Source organism: Stenotrophomonas sp. 2694, assembly GCF_040548715.1.
In the GTDB taxonomy this organism is placed as follows: domain Bacteria; phylum Pseudomonadota; class Gammaproteobacteria; order Xanthomonadales; family Xanthomonadaceae; genus Stenotrophomonas; species Stenotrophomonas indicatrix.
This window is the reverse complement of sequence record NZ_JBEPSG010000005.1, coordinates 192,178-208,117: the sequence shown is the minus strand read 5'-3', so window position 1 is coordinate 208,117 and position 15,940 is coordinate 192,178. Positions and strand designations below refer to the sequence as shown.

The window sequence follows — 15,940 nt, the reverse complement described above, 5'->3', positions numbered from 1 at the left end:
TCTGGGCGGTGGGGTGCGGGCTGTCAGCCACCTATTGGTCGTAGGTGGCCGCCCGCCGGGCATGGCCCGGCGCTACCAGTTCGGCCGAGGATTCTGACCCGTGCACATGGGCGCCGGGTAGCGCCGGGCCATGCCCGGCGGCCTTCTCAACGCAGCGCCAGATCCACGGCGATACCGGCAAACAGCGCGGCACCCACCCAGTTGTTGTGCAGGAAGGCCTTGAAGCACGGCCCACGCTCGCGGTTGCGGCAGATCCAGAACTCGTACACCACCAGCAGCGTCGCCACCGCTACGCCGGCCAGGTAGTACCCACCCAGCCCGCCGCGCACGCCCACCAGCGCCATCGTGGCCAGGAACAGCGCGTACAGCACGCCCTGGATGACCAGGTCCAGATCGCCGAACAGGATCGCAGTGGAGTGCGAACCCATCTTCAGGTCGTCTTCGCGGTCGACCATGGCGTACCAGGTGTCGTAGGCGGTGGACCACAGGATGTTGCCGGCATACAGCAGCCAGCCCAGCATCGGCACCTCGCCCTGCACGGCGGCGAAGGCCATCGGGATGCCCCAGCCGAAGGACATGCCCAGGTAGACCTGCGGCAGATGGGTGTAGCGCTTCAGGTAGGGATAGCTGGCCGCCAGGAACACGCCGATGAAGCTCAGCGCGATGGTCAGGCCGTTCAGGGTCAGCACCAGGCCGAAGGCCACCAGCATCAGCACCGCGAACAGCACCAACGCCGCCCGGCCGCTGATTGCGCCGGTCGCCAGCGGTCGCGCCTTGGTGCGCTCTACGTGCGGGTCGAGCCAGCGGTCGGCGTAGTCGTTGATGACGCAACCGGCCGAGCGGGTCAGCCAGACGCCAGCGGTGAACACGAACAGGGTCCACAGCGGCGGCAGGCCGCCAGCGGCCAGCCACAACGCCCACCAGGTGGGCCACAGCAGCAGCAGCGTACCGATCGGGCGATCGGCGCGCATCAGGGACCAGTAATGCCGCCAACGCGGCGTCGGCGCCGGATGCGGCGCGGAAAGGGGGGTATCAGCCATGACACTAGGATACTCCTGTGCCTTCGGACCGACTTTGCCGGCGGGGGGAGATTTGTGCGGCGAAACTGGATAGAATGCCCATCCCGCACCGCCTCATTGCGTTGCGATGCCCGCCCCGGCCCTGGCCGACGGCGCGGCGGTTCCACCACGCGCTCGTAGCTCAGCCGGATAGAGTAGTGGCTTCCGAAGCCATTGGTCGGGGGTTCGAATCCCTCCGGGCGCGCCATCTTTCTCTGCTCGTACCCGTCACTCCAGGCCTCTCGCTTGCGCTTCCACGTCAACGCGGCTCAGGAGCGAACGGCATCGAGCGATGTGCGCAACCTTGAAGATCGCGCACGACGATGGAAAGCTCCTGCCCTTTCTGCACGGCACCGGGCAGGAAGGCGCCCTTGCCGTCGTACAGGAAGGTTTCAATCTCACCACGTGCAACTACCAGGTCCGCCGCCGGCGGCTTGAGCTCTTCCAGAACAACACTGAAGGGACGCCAGGCCAGACCGTGTTCGTCGCGGATATCGGTCGATACCGCGTGTGCATGCGCCTGCCGATCCACGCTGGCCAGTGGCAGCCGTAGTGCCTGCGATCCCTCCGTAGTGATCTGGAACCTGCCAAGGACCACGGCATCCACGGTTTCACTGCCGACGTAGGTGATCGTGGCCTCGGGACACTGCACGGCATCGGCCGGGTGCGATGCACACGCGGCCAGGCTTGCGGTCAGGAGGAGAATGATCGGTCGGATCATGGGCTGGCACCTGGCACATCGCTACCCTGCCCAGAGTTTGCAGCGGCGCGCGTAGTGGTGGCGCCCGGCCTGCGCGCATAGCTGTAATCGGGATCGCGCCAGGCGCGCACGATCGGACTTCGTGCGTGCCTGATCACGCCGGGGAACCAAGACAACACCAACACCACGGCCCAGATCGCAGCCAGCCAGAACCATCGGCCCGAGGCATACGCCGAGATCATGGGCAATGCAGCCAGCAGTACGACGATCTGCGTATAAAGCAGGTAGAGCGTATGCAGTCCCAAACGGGGATCCGAGCGCAGCACCACGCCACATCCCCTGCATGCCGTCTTCGCCTGCCGTCTCGATGCGGAAAGCAGCGGGAATCGCTGCCCGGCAGCGCCGCAAAGTGGACAGGTGAAGGTCAGCAGGCGCATCAGGCAGCCCCTCTCTGTCGATTGACATCAACTGTCCGGCACGAAGCCGAGCCTAACATGGGCTTGGCAGGGGGGCGCCACATACAGCAACGCCGGGCAATACCCGGCGTCTCCGTCACAGCGTGGAAGGGCGTAGACCTCAGTACTTCCCGTCAAACGCAAAAATCGGCTTGCGCTTCTGCCACAGGCCCGCAGTGAAGTCCGGGAACTCCAACGTCTGGAAACTGTTGGCGATCGACTGCTCGCTCAACGGGGTAATCGCACTCCACGTCACTGCGTCGTAGATGTCGATCGGCATCGGCGCCTTGGCCTTCAGCGCTTCCACGAACGCATGGATCACGAACCAGTCCATGCCGCCATGGCCGGCGCTGGCAGCGGTATCGGCATTCTGCTTCCACAGCGGATGTTCGTACTGGTCCTGGTACTTCTTGAACTCTTCCCACTGGTGCGGCGGGCTGCGGCCTTCGATGTGGATCGAATGGTTCACGTCCATCCACAGGCCCTTGGTGCCCTGCACGCGGAAGCCCATCGAATACGGTCGCGGCAGCGAGGTGTCGTGCTGCAGCAGGATGGTCTCGCCGTTCTCGCAGGCCAGCGTGGTGGTGACGATGTCGCCGAGCTTGAACTTCACCTTGGTGCTCGGATGGGTGGTACCACCACTCTTGGCTACGGTGTATTCGTGCAGGCCACACGCCTTGGTGGCGAATGCATTGATGTGGGTGAAACGGTTGCCGCGGTTGATGCCGGTATACATTGCGCACGGGCCGATGCCGTGGCTGGGGTAGAGCTCACCATTGCGCTCCACCGAGTGTTCGGTGCGCCAGCGTGCTTCGCTCCAGCCCTTGGGGCCGAATTCCACGCCACTGTCGTAGGGCTGGTTCGGGTCGCCGGAGTTGAACTTCACCCCGCGCAGGTCGTGCTGGTAACCGGCCTGCAGGTGCACCAGTTCGCCGAACAGACCCTGCCGCACCATCTGCAGGGCCGCCATCACGTCACGGCGGTAACAGACGTTTTCCAGCAGCATGTACGGGGTGCCGGTGCTCAGCTGGGTCTTCAGCACATCCCAGTGATCCTGCAGGGTGATGCCGGCCACCACTTCGCAGCCCACGGCCACGCCGGCCTGCATCGCGGCAATCGCCATCGGTGCGTGGTACTCCCACGGCGTGGCGATGATCACGCCATCAATGCCCTTCTGCTCCAGCAGGCGTTTCCATGCGTTGATGTCGCGGTCCTGGCCGTAGGTCTTCGGCGCCGGCTTGCCCGCCTTGCTGACCATCTCCACGGCGCGGCCGAGCATGATCGGCTCGATATCGCACAGGGCAACGACCTCCACGTCGTCGCGGCGCACCAGTTCCTTCAGCAGCACCAGGCCACGCATGCCGGTACCGATCACGGCCAGGCGTACCTTGCGGCCACGTGCCCATGCCGGGGTCTGCGGCAGCAGGCTGCTGGCGGCGACAGCGGCGCTGGCCGCGATGAATTCCCTACGCTTCATGGCAAACACTCTCCTCTTGAAGGCGCGCCAGCCTGGGCCGGCGCGCCTGGTCACGCAAACGGAATTACTTGAACCGGTAGCCGATGGTCACACTGTAACCACGACCGAAGATGGTGGCGTAGTCACTGGAGTCACCCAGGAAGCTGTTGGGATCGTAGAACGGCAGGCGGTTGAACAGGTTCTTGACGGTGAAGCTCAGGTTCCACGCGTCATCCGGGCGCCAGGTGACGCTCATGTTGGCGGTCCACCACGACGGTGCACCATCGCACTTGCTCTTTTCCAGGGCCAGGTAACCGCCGGTGCAGGTTTCCTTGTTGTTGCTTTCTTCGTCGATCTGGTCGGTGGCCCACTTGGTGCCGCCCACGTAGTTGACGAACATGCTGGTGGTGACCTGCTTGTAGGTCCAGTCGGCATTGAGCGTCGCACGCAGGCGCGGGTTGTTGTAATAGCCCACCACGTCGCCGTAGTACCAGCCGTTCTGTTCATCCATGTAGAAGCGGTTGCGGTTGGCGATGGTGGCGGCCAGGCCGATGTTCAGCCCGCCCCACTCACCCAGCGAGAAACGGCTGCGCGCATCGATGTCGAAGCCATCGATCAGGGTCTTGCCGCGGTTCTTGTACTGGCCCACCACGCTGGCCACGTTGCCGGCCGAGTAGCCCGGCAGCGTTCCCGGGCAGCTCACACCACTTGCCGGGTCGGCGCACATCGCCGCCAGCTGCGCCAGGTTGGCGCGGTCGCTGTCGGTGATCGGCGAGCGCGACGAGGAGATGATGTCTTCGGCGCGGCGGTAGTCCGGAGCAACGATTTCGTTGTCGCGGTAGATGAACCAGTAGTCGGCCGACACCGACAGCCAGCTGGCCGGCTCGTAGACGAAGCCCAGCGTGGCGATCTTCGCCTTCTCCGGCTTCAGGTTCTGGTTCGGCTGGGTCATGCGGGCCACGGTACGGCTGCAGTCCACGTTGAGCAGGCTCTTGCCCAGGTCAACATCGCCGCCGCGCTGCGATTTCAGCAGCAGGTTGGCGATGGCGTTGGTCTCGGCGCAGCGCAGTTCATCACGGTAGCCGCCCAGCTGCGCGTACACGCCGCCGTTGCCGGACTCGGCCAGGCTGGGGGCGCGGAAGCCGGTGGAATAGGTACCGCGCAGCATCAGCTGGTCGAACGCCTGGTACTTGAAGCCGATCTTCGGCGCGACGTTGGCGCTGAAGTTCGGGTACTTGTCCACGCGCACGGCCGCATCCAACTCCAGCTTCTCGGTAATCGGCGCCACCGTTTCAGCAAACAGCGCATAGGTGTTGCGCGCGCCATCGAACCACGAGCCACCCTGCTGGGTGATCAGGCCGGCGGCCGCGTCGGCGTTGCCGGGGGTGTAGAAGGTTTCACGGCTGGCGTTGAAACCGAACGCGGCGCGCATGTCACCGGCCGGCAGCTGGAACAGCGGGCCTTCGATCTTGCCGTCCAGCGTATGCAGGCGCGTCCACGACTGGATGTCGAAGGTCGGGAAGGCGCCGCGGATCAGTGCGGCGTTGGCCTCGCTGATCTCACCGAACTTGTACGCCGGATGATCGGAGATGATCACACGGCCCGTGCCCGGGTCGATGCTGTAAGGACCGAAGGCCTTCTCGAAGCCCTTCACGTTGACGTTGATCGTCTGGTAGGTGGTCGAGTGCGTGCCGGCGGTGGCGAACGCGGTTTCCCAGTTCCAGTCACCGACGTTGCCGCGCGCGCCGGTCAGCACGCGGTAGCTCTTGTCGGTGTTGCGCTGGCCGAAGTAGTTGGCGCCGGCATCCTGCAGCAGGTACTGCAGGCCGACCACGCCACCCATCATGGCCTTCAGCTCGGGGCTGGCGTGGTTGTACTCGTTGTTCGGGCCCAGGAACGGATACAGGAACTGGTTGACGTTGTTGCCGGTATCGCGCGAGAACCAGCTGGTCGGGTTGCCGGTGGTGGTGCCGTAGCTGCGCGGGGTACCGCCGTTGGCACGCAGGTCGATATCGGTATAGGTGGCCTCGGCGAAGATCTCGGTGCTGTCGCCCACCAGGAAGGTGCCGTTGAGGTAGGCGGTGTTGCGCTCGGATTTGGCGCCCGCGTCGATCTCGTTGTTCATCCAGGTTTCCCAGACGCAACGCGGGCCGGCCGCTTCACTGGTCAGCACGTTCTTGCAGCCCGGCGCGGCTTCCTGCACGCGGCGGCCGGTCACCGGATCGAACGCGAAATAGCTGCCCGGGTTGAACTCGCCCGGCTTGCTGCCCACGCCCAGGCGCAGGTTGTTCAGGTAGTTGGGGTTGTTGACGTAGTACTGGTCCGGGCGCTTGTCATAGAAGTCGGCCAGCGGAATCGCGTCGCGGCGGTACATGTTCACCGCGCCGTAGATGTTGAAGCGGTTCTCGGTGAGGTCACCGAAGCCGGCGGTGATGCTGGCCTGGCGCTCGCCGTAGGAATCGATGCGCGAGGAGGTGTCGTTGGTGAAGCTGATCTCCGCGCCCTGGAAGTTGCGCTTGGTGATCACGTTGATCACGCCGGCCACCGCGTCGGTGCCGTACACGGCCGAGGCGCCGTCGGTCAGCACTTCCATGCGTTCGATGGCGGCGGCGGGAATCGCATCGATGTTGACGAACTGGGTCTGGAAGCCCGCCGGCGCGCCGTAGTACGACAGGCGACGGCCATTCAACAGCACCAGCGTGCCCTGTGCGCCGAGGCCGCGCAGGTTGGCCTGCGAAGCGCCGTCGGAGCCGGTGAACAGCGAGCGCGAATCCTGCTGCGCTGGCCGGGCGGCCGGCAGGTTGTCGAGCACCTGCAGCAGCGTGCGCGCACCCATGTTCTGGATGTCCTGCTTGCTGATCACCTGCACCGGCGAGGCGGTTTCAACGTCGGTGCGGCGGATGTTGGAACCGGTGACCTCGATGCGGGCCAGGTCGGTGGCCTTGTCCTTGCTCTCCTGGGCGAAGGCAGGAACGGCGACCGACAGCAGCACGCCGGCGATGGCCAGCGACAACGGTGCGATCGAACGACAGGGGGGGCGGTGGTGGCGGGCGGGCAACATCGGGGTTCTCTCCTGGCAGGGGTGCGGCGCGAATGGTGGATCAGCGGGCAAAACGCTCCCGGGCCACGGCTCCCACCGTCGTGGTGAAGCCGTAGTCGGAATGGGCGGGGGAGGAGCGGTGTTACGTGGCGGTCATGGGGCGACGATGCTGGCGGAGTCGCCCTCCTGGCCGATCAGCACGGCGTTGGCCCAGTTGGCACAGACCTGGGCGGGTTGGCTGCCCTGCGCACCCAGCGTGCGCAGGCTCAGGGTGGAAAGGCCACGGATGTCCAGCTCCGGCTTGACCACGCCGGGTGCCTTCACCAGGCCGCTGTCATACAGCAGGCGGTTGTCGCCCCAGACCTGGAACTGCAGGCCACCGGCCGTGCGGCAGGCGTCGTCAATGCCGAGGTCGGCACGCAGCAGGCGCCATCCCCCCTGCAGGCGCAGGTCGATGCGGCTGTTGGCGGACACGCCCAGGCCGCGGCGGAACTGCAGGCCGTTCATGCGCATGCCGGCGTCGCCGGTGAACGCCTTGTCGGCGTGCACCTGGCTGGCCAGCGCGGCCGGCACCGGCAGCTCGGAGAGATAGCGCTGCCGGGCCGGTCGCTCCGGTTCCTGGTGTTCGAGGATGTGGAAGGTGGACAGCGCAATCGGGCCGACGTCGCGCGGTTGCAGCGCGTCGAAGGCACGCGCACTGCCCTGTGCAGCGGTCACCATCGGATCGGTGCTGGAGGCACCGTCACCTTCGGGGTTCTGCACGCTCAACACGCGGAAGCGCAGCAGGCGGCCGGCGTGGGCCGGGAAGTCGATGCGCTGCGTGCCTTCCTTCAGCTGCAGGTGGCCGCGGGCAATCGGTTCACCCCACTCGCCGTTGCTGTCGCCCAGGTACACCTCGTAGTCGCGCACCTGGCCGTGCTTCCAGTTCTTGTCGTTGCGCGGCGCGATGTCGATGCCATCGATCATCTTCCGTTCGCCGAAACCGATCACCCACTCATGGGCACCGGTGCGCACGGCCTGGTTGCGCACGCTGCGGAACCAGGTGGCCGGATCATCATCGAAGGCATTTTCCAGCGCATGGCCGGGTTCTTCGGCCGGGCGGTTGACCACCAGCAGGCTGTCGGCCGGCAGTTCGCGGCCCAGCACCGGTGCAGCCGGATAGGCATCGTCGGCGGCCGCTGCGGCGACGGCGAAGTCCAGCTGCAGCTGCAGCGGCTGGCGGATGTCCTGCGCCGCGGTGCGTACATGCAGGGTGCCGCGACGCTCCTTGGCATCGAAGTACCAACCCTCGCTGGCGCTGTAGAATGCGGTCGCGTCGGCCAGCGCCGGCAGCGCGCGGCCAGCGGCCTGCACCGCACGCGGCGCCTGCCGGCTGAGCACGCGCAGGCCATAGCGGCGCTGTGCCAGCTGGCCGTTGTACTGGCCCTGTACCGCATCGATCTGCACCTGTACCGGGCCACTGCCCTGTGCCGGCGCCTGCACACTGATCCGCTGCGTGCTCGATTCGCCCTGCTGGTAGCGGCGGGTGTTGCCGTCATCTTCGTACAGCGTGTACTGCGAATCACCCTGCGGGTACAGGTCGAAGGTCACTTCATCGAGCGGTTTCTCGCCGTCGAACAGCATCGACGGGTACATCGGCAGGATCGCACCGGCACGCACGAACACCGGCAGCGTGGCCAGGTCCACCTGGCGGTCCAGCTGGCGGCCATCGGCGGCGGCCTGCACGCGGCGGCCATCCCAGTAGTCGATCCAGCCGCCGGCGGGCAGGTGGATGTCGCGGCGCCAACCACGGCTGGCGGCCTGGCTGCGGTACACCGGTGCAACCAGCAGGTCGCGGCCGAGCAGGAACTGGTACTTGTAGGTTTCATCCTGCGCGTGCGGATCGCGCGGGTTGTCCCACATCAGGCCACGCACCGGCGGTGCACCGGTCTGCGCAGCCTCATGCACCAGCCCATACATGTACGGGGTCAGGCGCATCTTCAACTTCAGGTAATCGCGGTTGATGCTGCGGTAGGGCTCGTCGTACCACCACGGGTGCTTGCGCGCATTCGACGACCAGCCGCTCATGCCCATCAGCACCGGGGTGAACGCCTTCCACTGCAGGTCGCGGGTGAAGGTCTCGGCGCTGCCGCCGAAGATCGCGTCCACATCGCCGCTGGCGTAGGCCATGCCGGACAGGCCCGAACCCACCAGGGTCGGCACATGCCAGCGGATGTAGTCCCAGCTGCTGCTCTGGTCGCCGGTCCAGGCCACGGCATAGCGCTGGATGCCGGCCCAGCCCATCACCGTCCACAGGAACGGGCGCGAATCGGAATTGTCGAGGATGCCGTTGAACGCCTGGCGGTTGGCATCCATCGCGAACTGGTAGCCCTTGCCGGTCCAGGCCACGTCCAGCTTCTGCACGCGGCTGCCGGCCTTGCCCACTTCCCAGGCGATCTTGTCGACGCCGTTTTCGGTCCACAGGCCGGTGCGGAAACCGTACCCGGCCAAGCCCTTCACCGTCTCCGGCAACTGCTTGTAGCCGCAGCCATAGCCATCGTTGGGCAGGATCCAGCCGCCGGGCATGTCGTTGGCCCGGTACTGCTTGGCCACGCTGTTGATCACATCCGGCGTGGTGCCGGTCGGGCCGTCGCTCCAGCCCTCGGGCACGGTGCCGGGCTTCTTGCTGTTGTCGCCGTCGTTGTAGCAATCGGCATCGCCGTAGGACAGCGCCCAGCGCGCGACCATGTTCGGGCGGCCGGTCAGCTGGGTGTAGCGCTCGATCAGCTTCGGCAGGTCGGCGCCAACGAAGTAGTACGCATCGAAGCGGTCTTCGCGATGCAGCAGGGTGGCCTGGTCGCTCTGCCGCAGGTCGTAGCTGCCATCGCTCCACGTATTGCGCAGCATGCCCCAGCCACGGCTGCTCAGCAGCATCGGTGCCGGGCTCGGGCGATCCCCCTCTTCCCAGCCACCGGAGTACGAGACGTCCAGTTCGCGGCCCTTGAACTGGTAGCGGCCGTTCTGCTGGCCACCGCCGTAATAGCCTTCATCGGCCTGCGAGGACAGCACCTGCACGCTCTGCGCGGCATCCAGGTCCAGCGGCTGCAGTTCCTGCCACAGCGCGGTGGGCTGGCCGTTGTCCAGGCGCTCCAGGCGCAGGCGCAACGGCTGCCGCTGCACATGCAGCACGAGTGCAGCGGTACGCACGCGGATCTCCTGCGCGTCTTCTTCCAGCTGTGCCTGCACGTTGGCCTTGGGCTGCGGCAGCACGATCGGCGCGGCCTTGTCGCCGGCACCGGTCAGCTTGCCGTTGCGGCCGGCCTGTACGCGGATGATGTCGGTGGCCGGCAGTTCAATGCGGATGCGCGTGCCGTTGTCGGTCTGCAGGTCCCAGCCATTTACACCGTCGGTGCTGGCACTGGCGCTGACCGAGCGCAGGTTGCCGACCGGTGCGGCCTGGGCCGACAGGGACGCCGACAGCAGTGCCGGCAACAGGGCCAGCAGCAGTGGCGAACGACGAACGCAGATTTCCACACGGACTCCCAACCCGTTCACCGGGCGTTTCGAAAGCGGTTGGGCCGACTCTAGGGCAGCGATTCGAAAGATGTCAACAAATTGAAAGGAAAAAGGAAGATATATTTACATGAAACGAAAGTTGTTGCGGCGCAATACTTTGTGTAACCGCTTGCAGGCGCCTGTTAAGCATTGTGCGATACGGCATCCGGCGGTTTCTTTCGTTTCCAGAGTGATGCCACCCGAGGAAAGTCATCACCGCGATATCTTTCTTTTTACTTTCGGTATTTGACATTTCGAAAGAAAACGCAGATGGTGCGCTGGCCCAACTGGAACCTCCGAATGGACGTCACCCTGCTTTCCGATGTGTCCGCCTGGCAGCGCCGCGGCGGAGCCGATACCGCTACCGAAATCGCCCAGCAGCCGGCGCTGTGGGAAGCCCTTGCACAGGATCTGTCGCGTGCCCGCGACCGCCTGCAGGCCTTCCTCGGCGACAGCCTCAACGACCCGAACCAGCGCGTGCTGTTCACCGGCGCCGGCAGTTCCGGCTTCATCGCTGAAATGGTGGCCGATGCCATCAACGCGCAGTGGCCGGCCGAGGTGCGCGTGGTGCATACCACCAGCCTGCTCACCCATCCTGCGCTGTACCTGCAGCGCGACCGTCCGACCCTGCTGGTGTCGTTCGGCCGCAGCGGCTCCAGCCCCGAAAGCGTTGCCGCCGTCGACCGCGTGCGCAGTGACGTGGACGATGCGCGCTTCCTGGACATCACCTGCAATGCCGAGGGCGAGCTGGCCCGCCGTGGCGCTGGCCGTGCCGACACCTGCACCCTGCTGATGCCGTCGGCCAGCTGCGACCGTGCATTCGCCATGACCAGCAGCCTGACCTGCATGCTGCTGGCGGCATTGACCGTGTTCGACCGTTCGCCGTGGGATGCGCGCATCGCGCGCCTGCAGCAGATTGCCGGTCTGGCCCGCGAAGGCCAGGCGCAGTGGGATGCAGCTGTGGCCGCGCTGGCGCAGCGCCCGTTCAACCGGGTCATCTACCTTGGCAGCGGTCCGCTGGAAGCCCTGGCGCGCGAGGCTGCGCTGAAGGTGCTGGAGCTCACCGCCGGCCGCGTGCTGGCGCTGGCCAACACTCCGCTCGGCTTCCGCCATGGACCGAAGTCCACGCTGGACGGCAGCACCCTGGTGGTCGTGCTGCGCAGCGTGCAGCCGCTGGCGCGCCGCTATGAGCAGGACCTGCTGGAAGAACTGCGCCGCGACGGCGTGGCTGGCCAGGTACTGTCGATCGGCCCGCATTCGGATATCGGCGCCGACGATGACTACACCCTCACCGTGCCTGCCCTGGATGACCCGTGGCTGGCGCCGGTGTGGTTGGGCTTTGCGCAGCTGTACGCGCTGCAGCGTTCGGCCGCACTCGGCCTGACCCCCGACAATCCGTTCCCGGACGGCACCGTCAACCGCGTGGTCAAGGGTGTCACCATCCACCATGGCTGAGCTGATCGCCAACGCCTGCTACGGCATCGACATCGGCGGCACCAAGATCGAGCTGGTGGTGTGCGATGCGGCGATGCAGGTCACCTGGCGCCGCCGCGTGGCTACCCCGCAGGGCGACTACGACGGCTTCCTGCAAGCGGTGGTGACATTGGTTGCTGAAGCCGATGCTGCGCTGGGTCGCAGCGATGCGGCCATCGGCATCGCCCTGCCCGGCGTGCGTGATCGTCGCAACGGCCGCCAGCTCAGCGCCAATGTGCCTGCGCTGACCGGTCAATGCGTGGCGGCTGATCTGCAGGCACGCCTGCAGCGCCCGCTGCATTTCGGCAACGACCTGCAGTGTTTTGCGCTCTCTGAAGCGCACGGTGGCGCCGCCGATGGCTACCCCAGCATGTTCGGCGCCATCCTCGGCACCGGTGCCGGTGGCGGCTTCTGCCTGCAGGGGCGCCTGCTGTCCGGCTTCAACGGCCTGGCCGGCGAATGGGGCCACTGGAGCGTGCCGGGTCACCTGCTGCAGCGCCATGGCCTGCCGCTCATCGATTGCGCCTGTGGCCTGCAAGGCTGCGTGGAGCGCTACGTATCCGGGAGTGGCCTGGCGATGATCGAGCGCCACCTCGGTGGCAGCGCTGCCGATGCCAGCGTGGTGGTCGCCCTGGCCGAGGCCGGCGATGCGCGTGCACGGCAGGCACTGGACATCCATCGCGACCTGCTCGGCCACAGCCTGGCCGCCCTGGTGCTGGCGCTGGACCCGCACGTGATCGTGCTCGGTGGCGGCCTGTCCCAGTACGCACCGCTGTACCAGCAGTTGCCGGCAGCCATCGCCGCGCATCTGTTCAACGGCGTGCAGGTGCCGCCCATCGTGCCGCCGCGCTTCGGCGATGCCGGTGGTGCACGCGGTGCCGCCCTGCTGGCCTGCCAACCCTCGTTTTCCTGATGTCCGGAGCTTGACCATGTCCCCGTTGCAGACCCTGCTTGCCTCCCACCGCGCCGGCCACAACGTCGGCCTGTACAGCGTCTGCTGCAGCAACGAACAGGTGCTGCGCGCGGCCATGCACGTGGCGTTGGCGCACGATACCGTGCTGCTGATCGAAGCCACCTCCAACCAGGTCGACCAGTTCGGCGGCTACACCGGCATGACCCCGCCGCAGTACCGCGACTACGTCGGCACCCTGGCCGATGAGGAAGGCTTCCCGCGCGAGCGCTTGATCCTCGGCGGTGACCACCTTGGCCCGAACGCGTGGCAGAAGCGCCCGGCCGCCGAAGCGATGACCCATGCGCGCGTGCTGATCGAGGCCTACGTCGCCGCGGGTTTCCACAAGATCCACCTGGACTGCAGCATGTCCTGCGCCGATGACCCGGTGCCGCTGCCCGATGCCATCGTTGCTGCACGTTCGGCCGAGTTGGCCGAGATCGCCGAGCGCACCGCCGCCGAGCACGGCCTGCCGCCGCCGGTCTATGTCATCGGTACCGAAGTGCCGATTCCCGGTGGCGAAGCCTCGCTGGCCGGTGGCCTGCAGGTGACCACCCCGGCCGCCGCTGCGCAGACCCTGGCCATCCACCGGCAGGCCTTCGATACCCCGCTGCTGCGCGATGCATGGCAGCGTGTGCTGGCCATGGTGGTGCAGCCGGGCGTGGACTTCGACCACAGCAGCGTGCACGAGTACGATGCGGCCGCCGCCAGCGAGCTGGCCGACTTCCTCGAACAGCAGCCGCGCATCGTGTTCGAAGCGCATTCGACCGACTACCAGCGCGAAAGCGGCCTGCATGCCCTGGTGCGCGACCATTTCGCCATCCTCAAGGTCGGCCCCGCGGCCACCTTCGCCTACCGCGAAGCGTTGTTCGCACTCGCTGCCATCGAAGCCGAGCTGCTGCCGGCCGCGCAGTGCTCGCGCCTGCCGCAGGTGCTGGACGAGGTGATGGTGGCGCAGCCGAAGTCCTGGCAGTCCTATTACCAGGGCGACGAAGCGACCCTGCGCCTGCTGCGCAGCTATTCCTTCAGTGACCGCTGCCGCTACTACTGGGGCGAGCCGGCGCTGGTGCAGGCCGTGCAGACCCTGTTCGCCAACCTGGAACAGCACGCGCCGCCGCTGGTGCTGCTCAGCCAGTACCTGCCGGAGCAGTACCGCGCCGTGCGCGAGGGCACCCTGGCCAATACGCCTACCGCCCTGGTGCAGCATCGCATCGGCCTGTGCCTGGGCGAATACGCCCGCGCCTGCAGCGCCAACCAGGCTGGAACCCGCAAGCACAACGCAAGTCCGGCTGCCGCCGATCTTGCGAACGGCTAATCTCTACCTTTCCCTGCGAAACCGAGAATGGCCATGCGCAACACCCGCTCCCGTCGGCAACAGATCCTGCAGCTGCTGATCGAGCACGGCTCGGTGCAGGTGGCCGATCTGGTCGAGCGCTTCGGCGTGTCGGCGGTGACCATCCGTGCCGACCTGACCCACTTCGAATCGCAGGGGCTGGCCACGCGTACCCACGGCGGTGCCACCCTGGTGCGTACACCGCCGCAGGAACAGGACATCCACGAAAAGGATGCGCTGAACCTGCCGCTGAAGGATTCCATCGGTACGGCGGCCGCGCGCCTGGTGCAGGCCGGTGACAACATCATCATCGACTCCGGCTCCACCACGATGACCCTGGCCCGCCACCTGCGCGAACACCGCGATGTGACGGTGATGACCAACGGCCTGAACATCGCCTGGGAACTGGCCAACGCCGCCGGCATCACCGTGCTGCTGACCGGCGGACTGCTGCGCCAGCAATCGCTGTCGCTGCAGGGCAGCCAAGCTGAAGCCAGCCTCAACTCCTACAGTTTCGACACGCTGTTCCTGGGTGTGGATGGCCTGGACCTGCAGTTCGGCCTGACCACCCACGACGAAGCCGAAGCCCGCCTCAACCACCGCATGGTCGAACGCGCGCGGCGCATCGTGGTGCTCACCGACGCCTCCAAATTCGGACGCGTCAGCCTGCACCGCATCGCCCGCCTCGATCAGATCCACGCCATCATCACCGATGCCGGCATCGACGACGCGACCCGCGAGGGGCTGCAGCGGCTGGGCATCGAAGTGATCATCGCCGAGCCGCCCGCATGACCGACACCCGCTCCCTGCACGGCCGCATCCTCACCCCGTTGGGCTGGCGTCGCGGCCAGGTCCAGTTCGATTCACACGTGCGCCAGCTGCAGGTAGATGACCACAGCGGCGGCGATGACCCGCAACAGTCGGTGATCCTGCCCGGCTTCATCGACCTGCACGTGCATGGCGCGGCCGGCGTCGACCTGATGCAGGGCGGCGACGTGGCCCGCACCATCGCCCGCACCCATGCGCGCTTTGGTACCACCACGCTGCTGGCGACCACCATGACCGCTGGCCTGGACGAGATCGAATACGCGCTGCAGGGCGTTGCGGCAACGATGGCAGCGCCCGATGCCGATGCCGCCTGCATCGCCGGTGTGCACCTGGAAGGCCCCTTCATCAGCCCGCAGCGGCTGGGCGCACAACCCAATCGTACGATCGAGGCGACGATGGCGCTGGTGCGGCAGCTGCACGCGCTGGCACCGATCCGGGTGATGACGCTGGCGCCGGAGATCGGCGAGCACACCGCACTGATCCCCGCGCTGTCCGCACTCGGCATCCGCGTGCAGCTCGGCCACAGTGCCGGCACCTACGAGGAAGGCGTGGCCGCATTGCAGGCCGGCGCTTCCGGTTTCACCCATCTGTTCAACGGCATGACCGGCGTCGACCACTACCGGCCGGGCATCGCCGCCGCTGCCCTGGCGCATGCGCAGTACGCCGAGATCATTCCCGACCTGCAGCACATCCATCCCGGCGTGATCCGTCTGGCCGCACGCGCGATTCCGCGCCTGTATGCGGTAACCGACGCGACCGCCGCCACCGGCATGCCCGATGGCGAGTACGCGCTGGGCGAGCAGCGCGTACACAAGTGCGGCGGCTGCGTGCGCCTGGCCACCGGCTCGCTGGCCGGCAGCGCGCTGACCATGGACCAGGCGCTGCGCAACCTGGTGCAGGTGGGTCTGGATCTGGCTGACGCATCGCAGCGCGTGTCCACCTTCCCGGCCGATTACCTGGGCTTGAGCGATCGCGGCCGCATTGCGCCCGACGCCCGCGCCGACCTGGTGGTGCTGGATGCGGAACTGCGCCTGCAGCAGGTCGTGGTGGGCGGTCGATTGATCGATCTGGACTGACACACGCCATGCGGCCCGGATGCCGCACACAAGGCGCG

At 66.7% G+C, this 15,940-nt stretch carries 11 protein-coding genes and 1 tRNA gene; 6 read left to right on the top strand and 6 right to left on the bottom strand.

What is annotated here, in order from left to right:
- Positions 1-146: 146 nt before the first annotated feature.
- Positions 147-1,040 (bottom strand): 4-hydroxybenzoate octaprenyltransferase, encoded by an 894-nt coding sequence (gene ubiA, locus ABIA73_RS08925; RefSeq protein WP_025877458.1) that lies wholly within the window; start codon positions 1,038-1,040, stop codon positions 147-149.
- A gap of 149 nt (positions 1,041-1,189) precedes the next feature.
- Between ubiA and ABIA73_RS08920 the strand changes: the two genes are divergently transcribed.
- Positions 1,190-1,266 (top strand) — tRNA-Arg (locus tag ABIA73_RS08920).
- A 51-nt stretch (positions 1,267-1,317) separates the two neighbouring features.
- On the opposite strand, the gene ABIA73_RS08915 is transcribed toward ABIA73_RS08920, so the two are convergent.
- The 5 genes from ABIA73_RS08915 to ABIA73_RS08895 form a co-directional block, all read right to left on the bottom strand.
- Positions 1,318-1,779 (bottom strand): hypothetical protein, encoded by a 462-nt coding sequence (locus ABIA73_RS08915; protein WP_059065485.1) that lies wholly within the window; start codon positions 1,777-1,779, stop codon positions 1,318-1,320.
- Positions 1,776-2,195 (bottom strand): hypothetical protein, encoded by a 420-nt coding sequence (locus ABIA73_RS08910; RefSeq protein ID WP_025877461.1) that lies wholly within the window; start codon positions 2,193-2,195, stop codon positions 1,776-1,778. Before ABIA73_RS08910 ends, ABIA73_RS08915 begins: the two co-directional genes overlap by 4 nt.
- Positions 2,196-2,334: 139 nt before the next feature.
- Positions 2,335-3,690 (bottom strand): Gfo/Idh/MocA family protein, encoded by a 1,356-nt coding sequence (locus ABIA73_RS08905; protein ID WP_218788157.1) that lies wholly within the window; start codon positions 3,688-3,690, stop codon positions 2,335-2,337.
- Positions 3,691-3,754: 64 nt separating this feature from the next.
- Positions 3,755-6,730, bottom strand: coding sequence for a TonB-dependent receptor domain-containing protein (locus ABIA73_RS08900; RefSeq protein WP_032976876.1), 2,976 nt, complete (start codon positions 6,728-6,730; stop codon positions 3,755-3,757).
- A 132-nt stretch (positions 6,731-6,862) separates the two neighbouring features.
- A complete protein-coding gene (locus ABIA73_RS08895) occupies positions 6,863-10,222 on the bottom strand; it encodes a TIM-barrel domain-containing protein (RefSeq protein ID WP_354275699.1) in 3,360 nt (1,119 codons plus the stop codon).
- Positions 10,223-10,543: 321 nt separating this feature from the next.
- On the opposite strand from ABIA73_RS08895, the gene ABIA73_RS08890 reads away from it, so the two are divergent.
- From ABIA73_RS08890 to nagA, 5 genes are read left to right on the top strand one after another with little or no spacing between them, the layout of a single operon-like run.
- On the top strand, positions 10,544-11,698 hold the full coding sequence (locus tag ABIA73_RS08890; protein WP_025877469.1) for an SIS domain-containing protein: 1,155 nt from the start codon (positions 10,544-10,546) through the stop codon (positions 11,696-11,698).
- The gene (locus tag ABIA73_RS08885) at positions 11,691-12,629 is read left to right on the top strand and encodes an ROK family protein (RefSeq protein WP_309908337.1); all 939 of its coding nucleotides are present in this window, start codon (positions 11,691-11,693) and stop codon (positions 12,627-12,629) included. The genes ABIA73_RS08890 and ABIA73_RS08885 overlap by 8 nt, the downstream gene beginning before the upstream one ends.
- Positions 12,630-12,645: 16 nt before the next feature.
- A complete protein-coding gene (locus tag ABIA73_RS08880) occupies positions 12,646-13,980 on the top strand; it encodes a D-tagatose-bisphosphate aldolase, class II, non-catalytic subunit (protein ID WP_301909438.1) in 1,335 nt (444 codons plus the stop codon).
- Between the two features lie 33 nt (positions 13,981-14,013).
- Entirely contained in the window at positions 14,014-14,790 is a 777-nt protein-coding gene (locus tag ABIA73_RS08875) for a DeoR family transcriptional regulator (protein WP_032976943.1), read from the top strand.
- Positions 14,787-15,902 carry an N-acetylglucosamine-6-phosphate deacetylase gene (nagA, locus tag ABIA73_RS08870; RefSeq protein ID WP_354275658.1) on the top strand — a complete coding sequence of 372 codons (1,116 nt, stop codon included), beginning with the start codon at positions 14,787-14,789 and terminating at the stop codon, positions 15,900-15,902. The genes ABIA73_RS08875 and nagA overlap by 4 nt, the downstream gene beginning before the upstream one ends.
- Positions 15,903-15,940: the final 38 nt, after the last annotated feature.

Bases quoted from the DNA above. Each gene is read 5' to 3' on its own strand.
- ubiA (WP_025877458.1), bottom strand. From the start codon at position 1,040: ATGGCTGATACCCCCCTTTCCGCGCCGCATCCGGCGCCGACGCCGCGT.
- ABIA73_RS08915 (WP_059065485.1), bottom strand. From the start codon at position 1,779: ATGATCCGACCGATCATTCTCCTCCTGACCGCAAGCCTGGCCGCGTGT.
- ABIA73_RS08910 (WP_025877461.1), bottom strand. From the start codon at position 2,195: ATGCGCCTGCTGACCTTCACCTGTCCACTTTGCGGCGCTGCCGGGCAG.
- ABIA73_RS08905 (WP_218788157.1), bottom strand. From the start codon at position 3,690: ATGAAGCGTAGGGAATTCATCGCGGCCAGCGCCGCTGTCGCCGCCAGC.
- ABIA73_RS08900 (WP_032976876.1), bottom strand. From the start codon at position 6,730: ATGTTGCCCGCCCGCCACCACCGCCCCCCCTGTCGTTCGATCGCACCG.
- ABIA73_RS08890 (WP_025877469.1), top strand. From the start codon at position 10,544: ATGGACGTCACCCTGCTTTCCGATGTGTCCGCCTGGCAGCGCCGCGGC.
- ABIA73_RS08885 (WP_309908337.1), top strand. From the start codon at position 11,691: ATGGCTGAGCTGATCGCCAACGCCTGCTACGGCATCGACATCGGCGGC.
- ABIA73_RS08880 (WP_301909438.1), top strand. From the start codon at position 12,646: ATGTCCCCGTTGCAGACCCTGCTTGCCTCCCACCGCGCCGGCCACAAC.
- ABIA73_RS08875 (WP_032976943.1), top strand. From the start codon at position 14,014: ATGCGCAACACCCGCTCCCGTCGGCAACAGATCCTGCAGCTGCTGATC.
- nagA (WP_354275658.1), top strand. From the start codon at position 14,787: ATGACCGACACCCGCTCCCTGCACGGCCGCATCCTCACCCCGTTGGGC.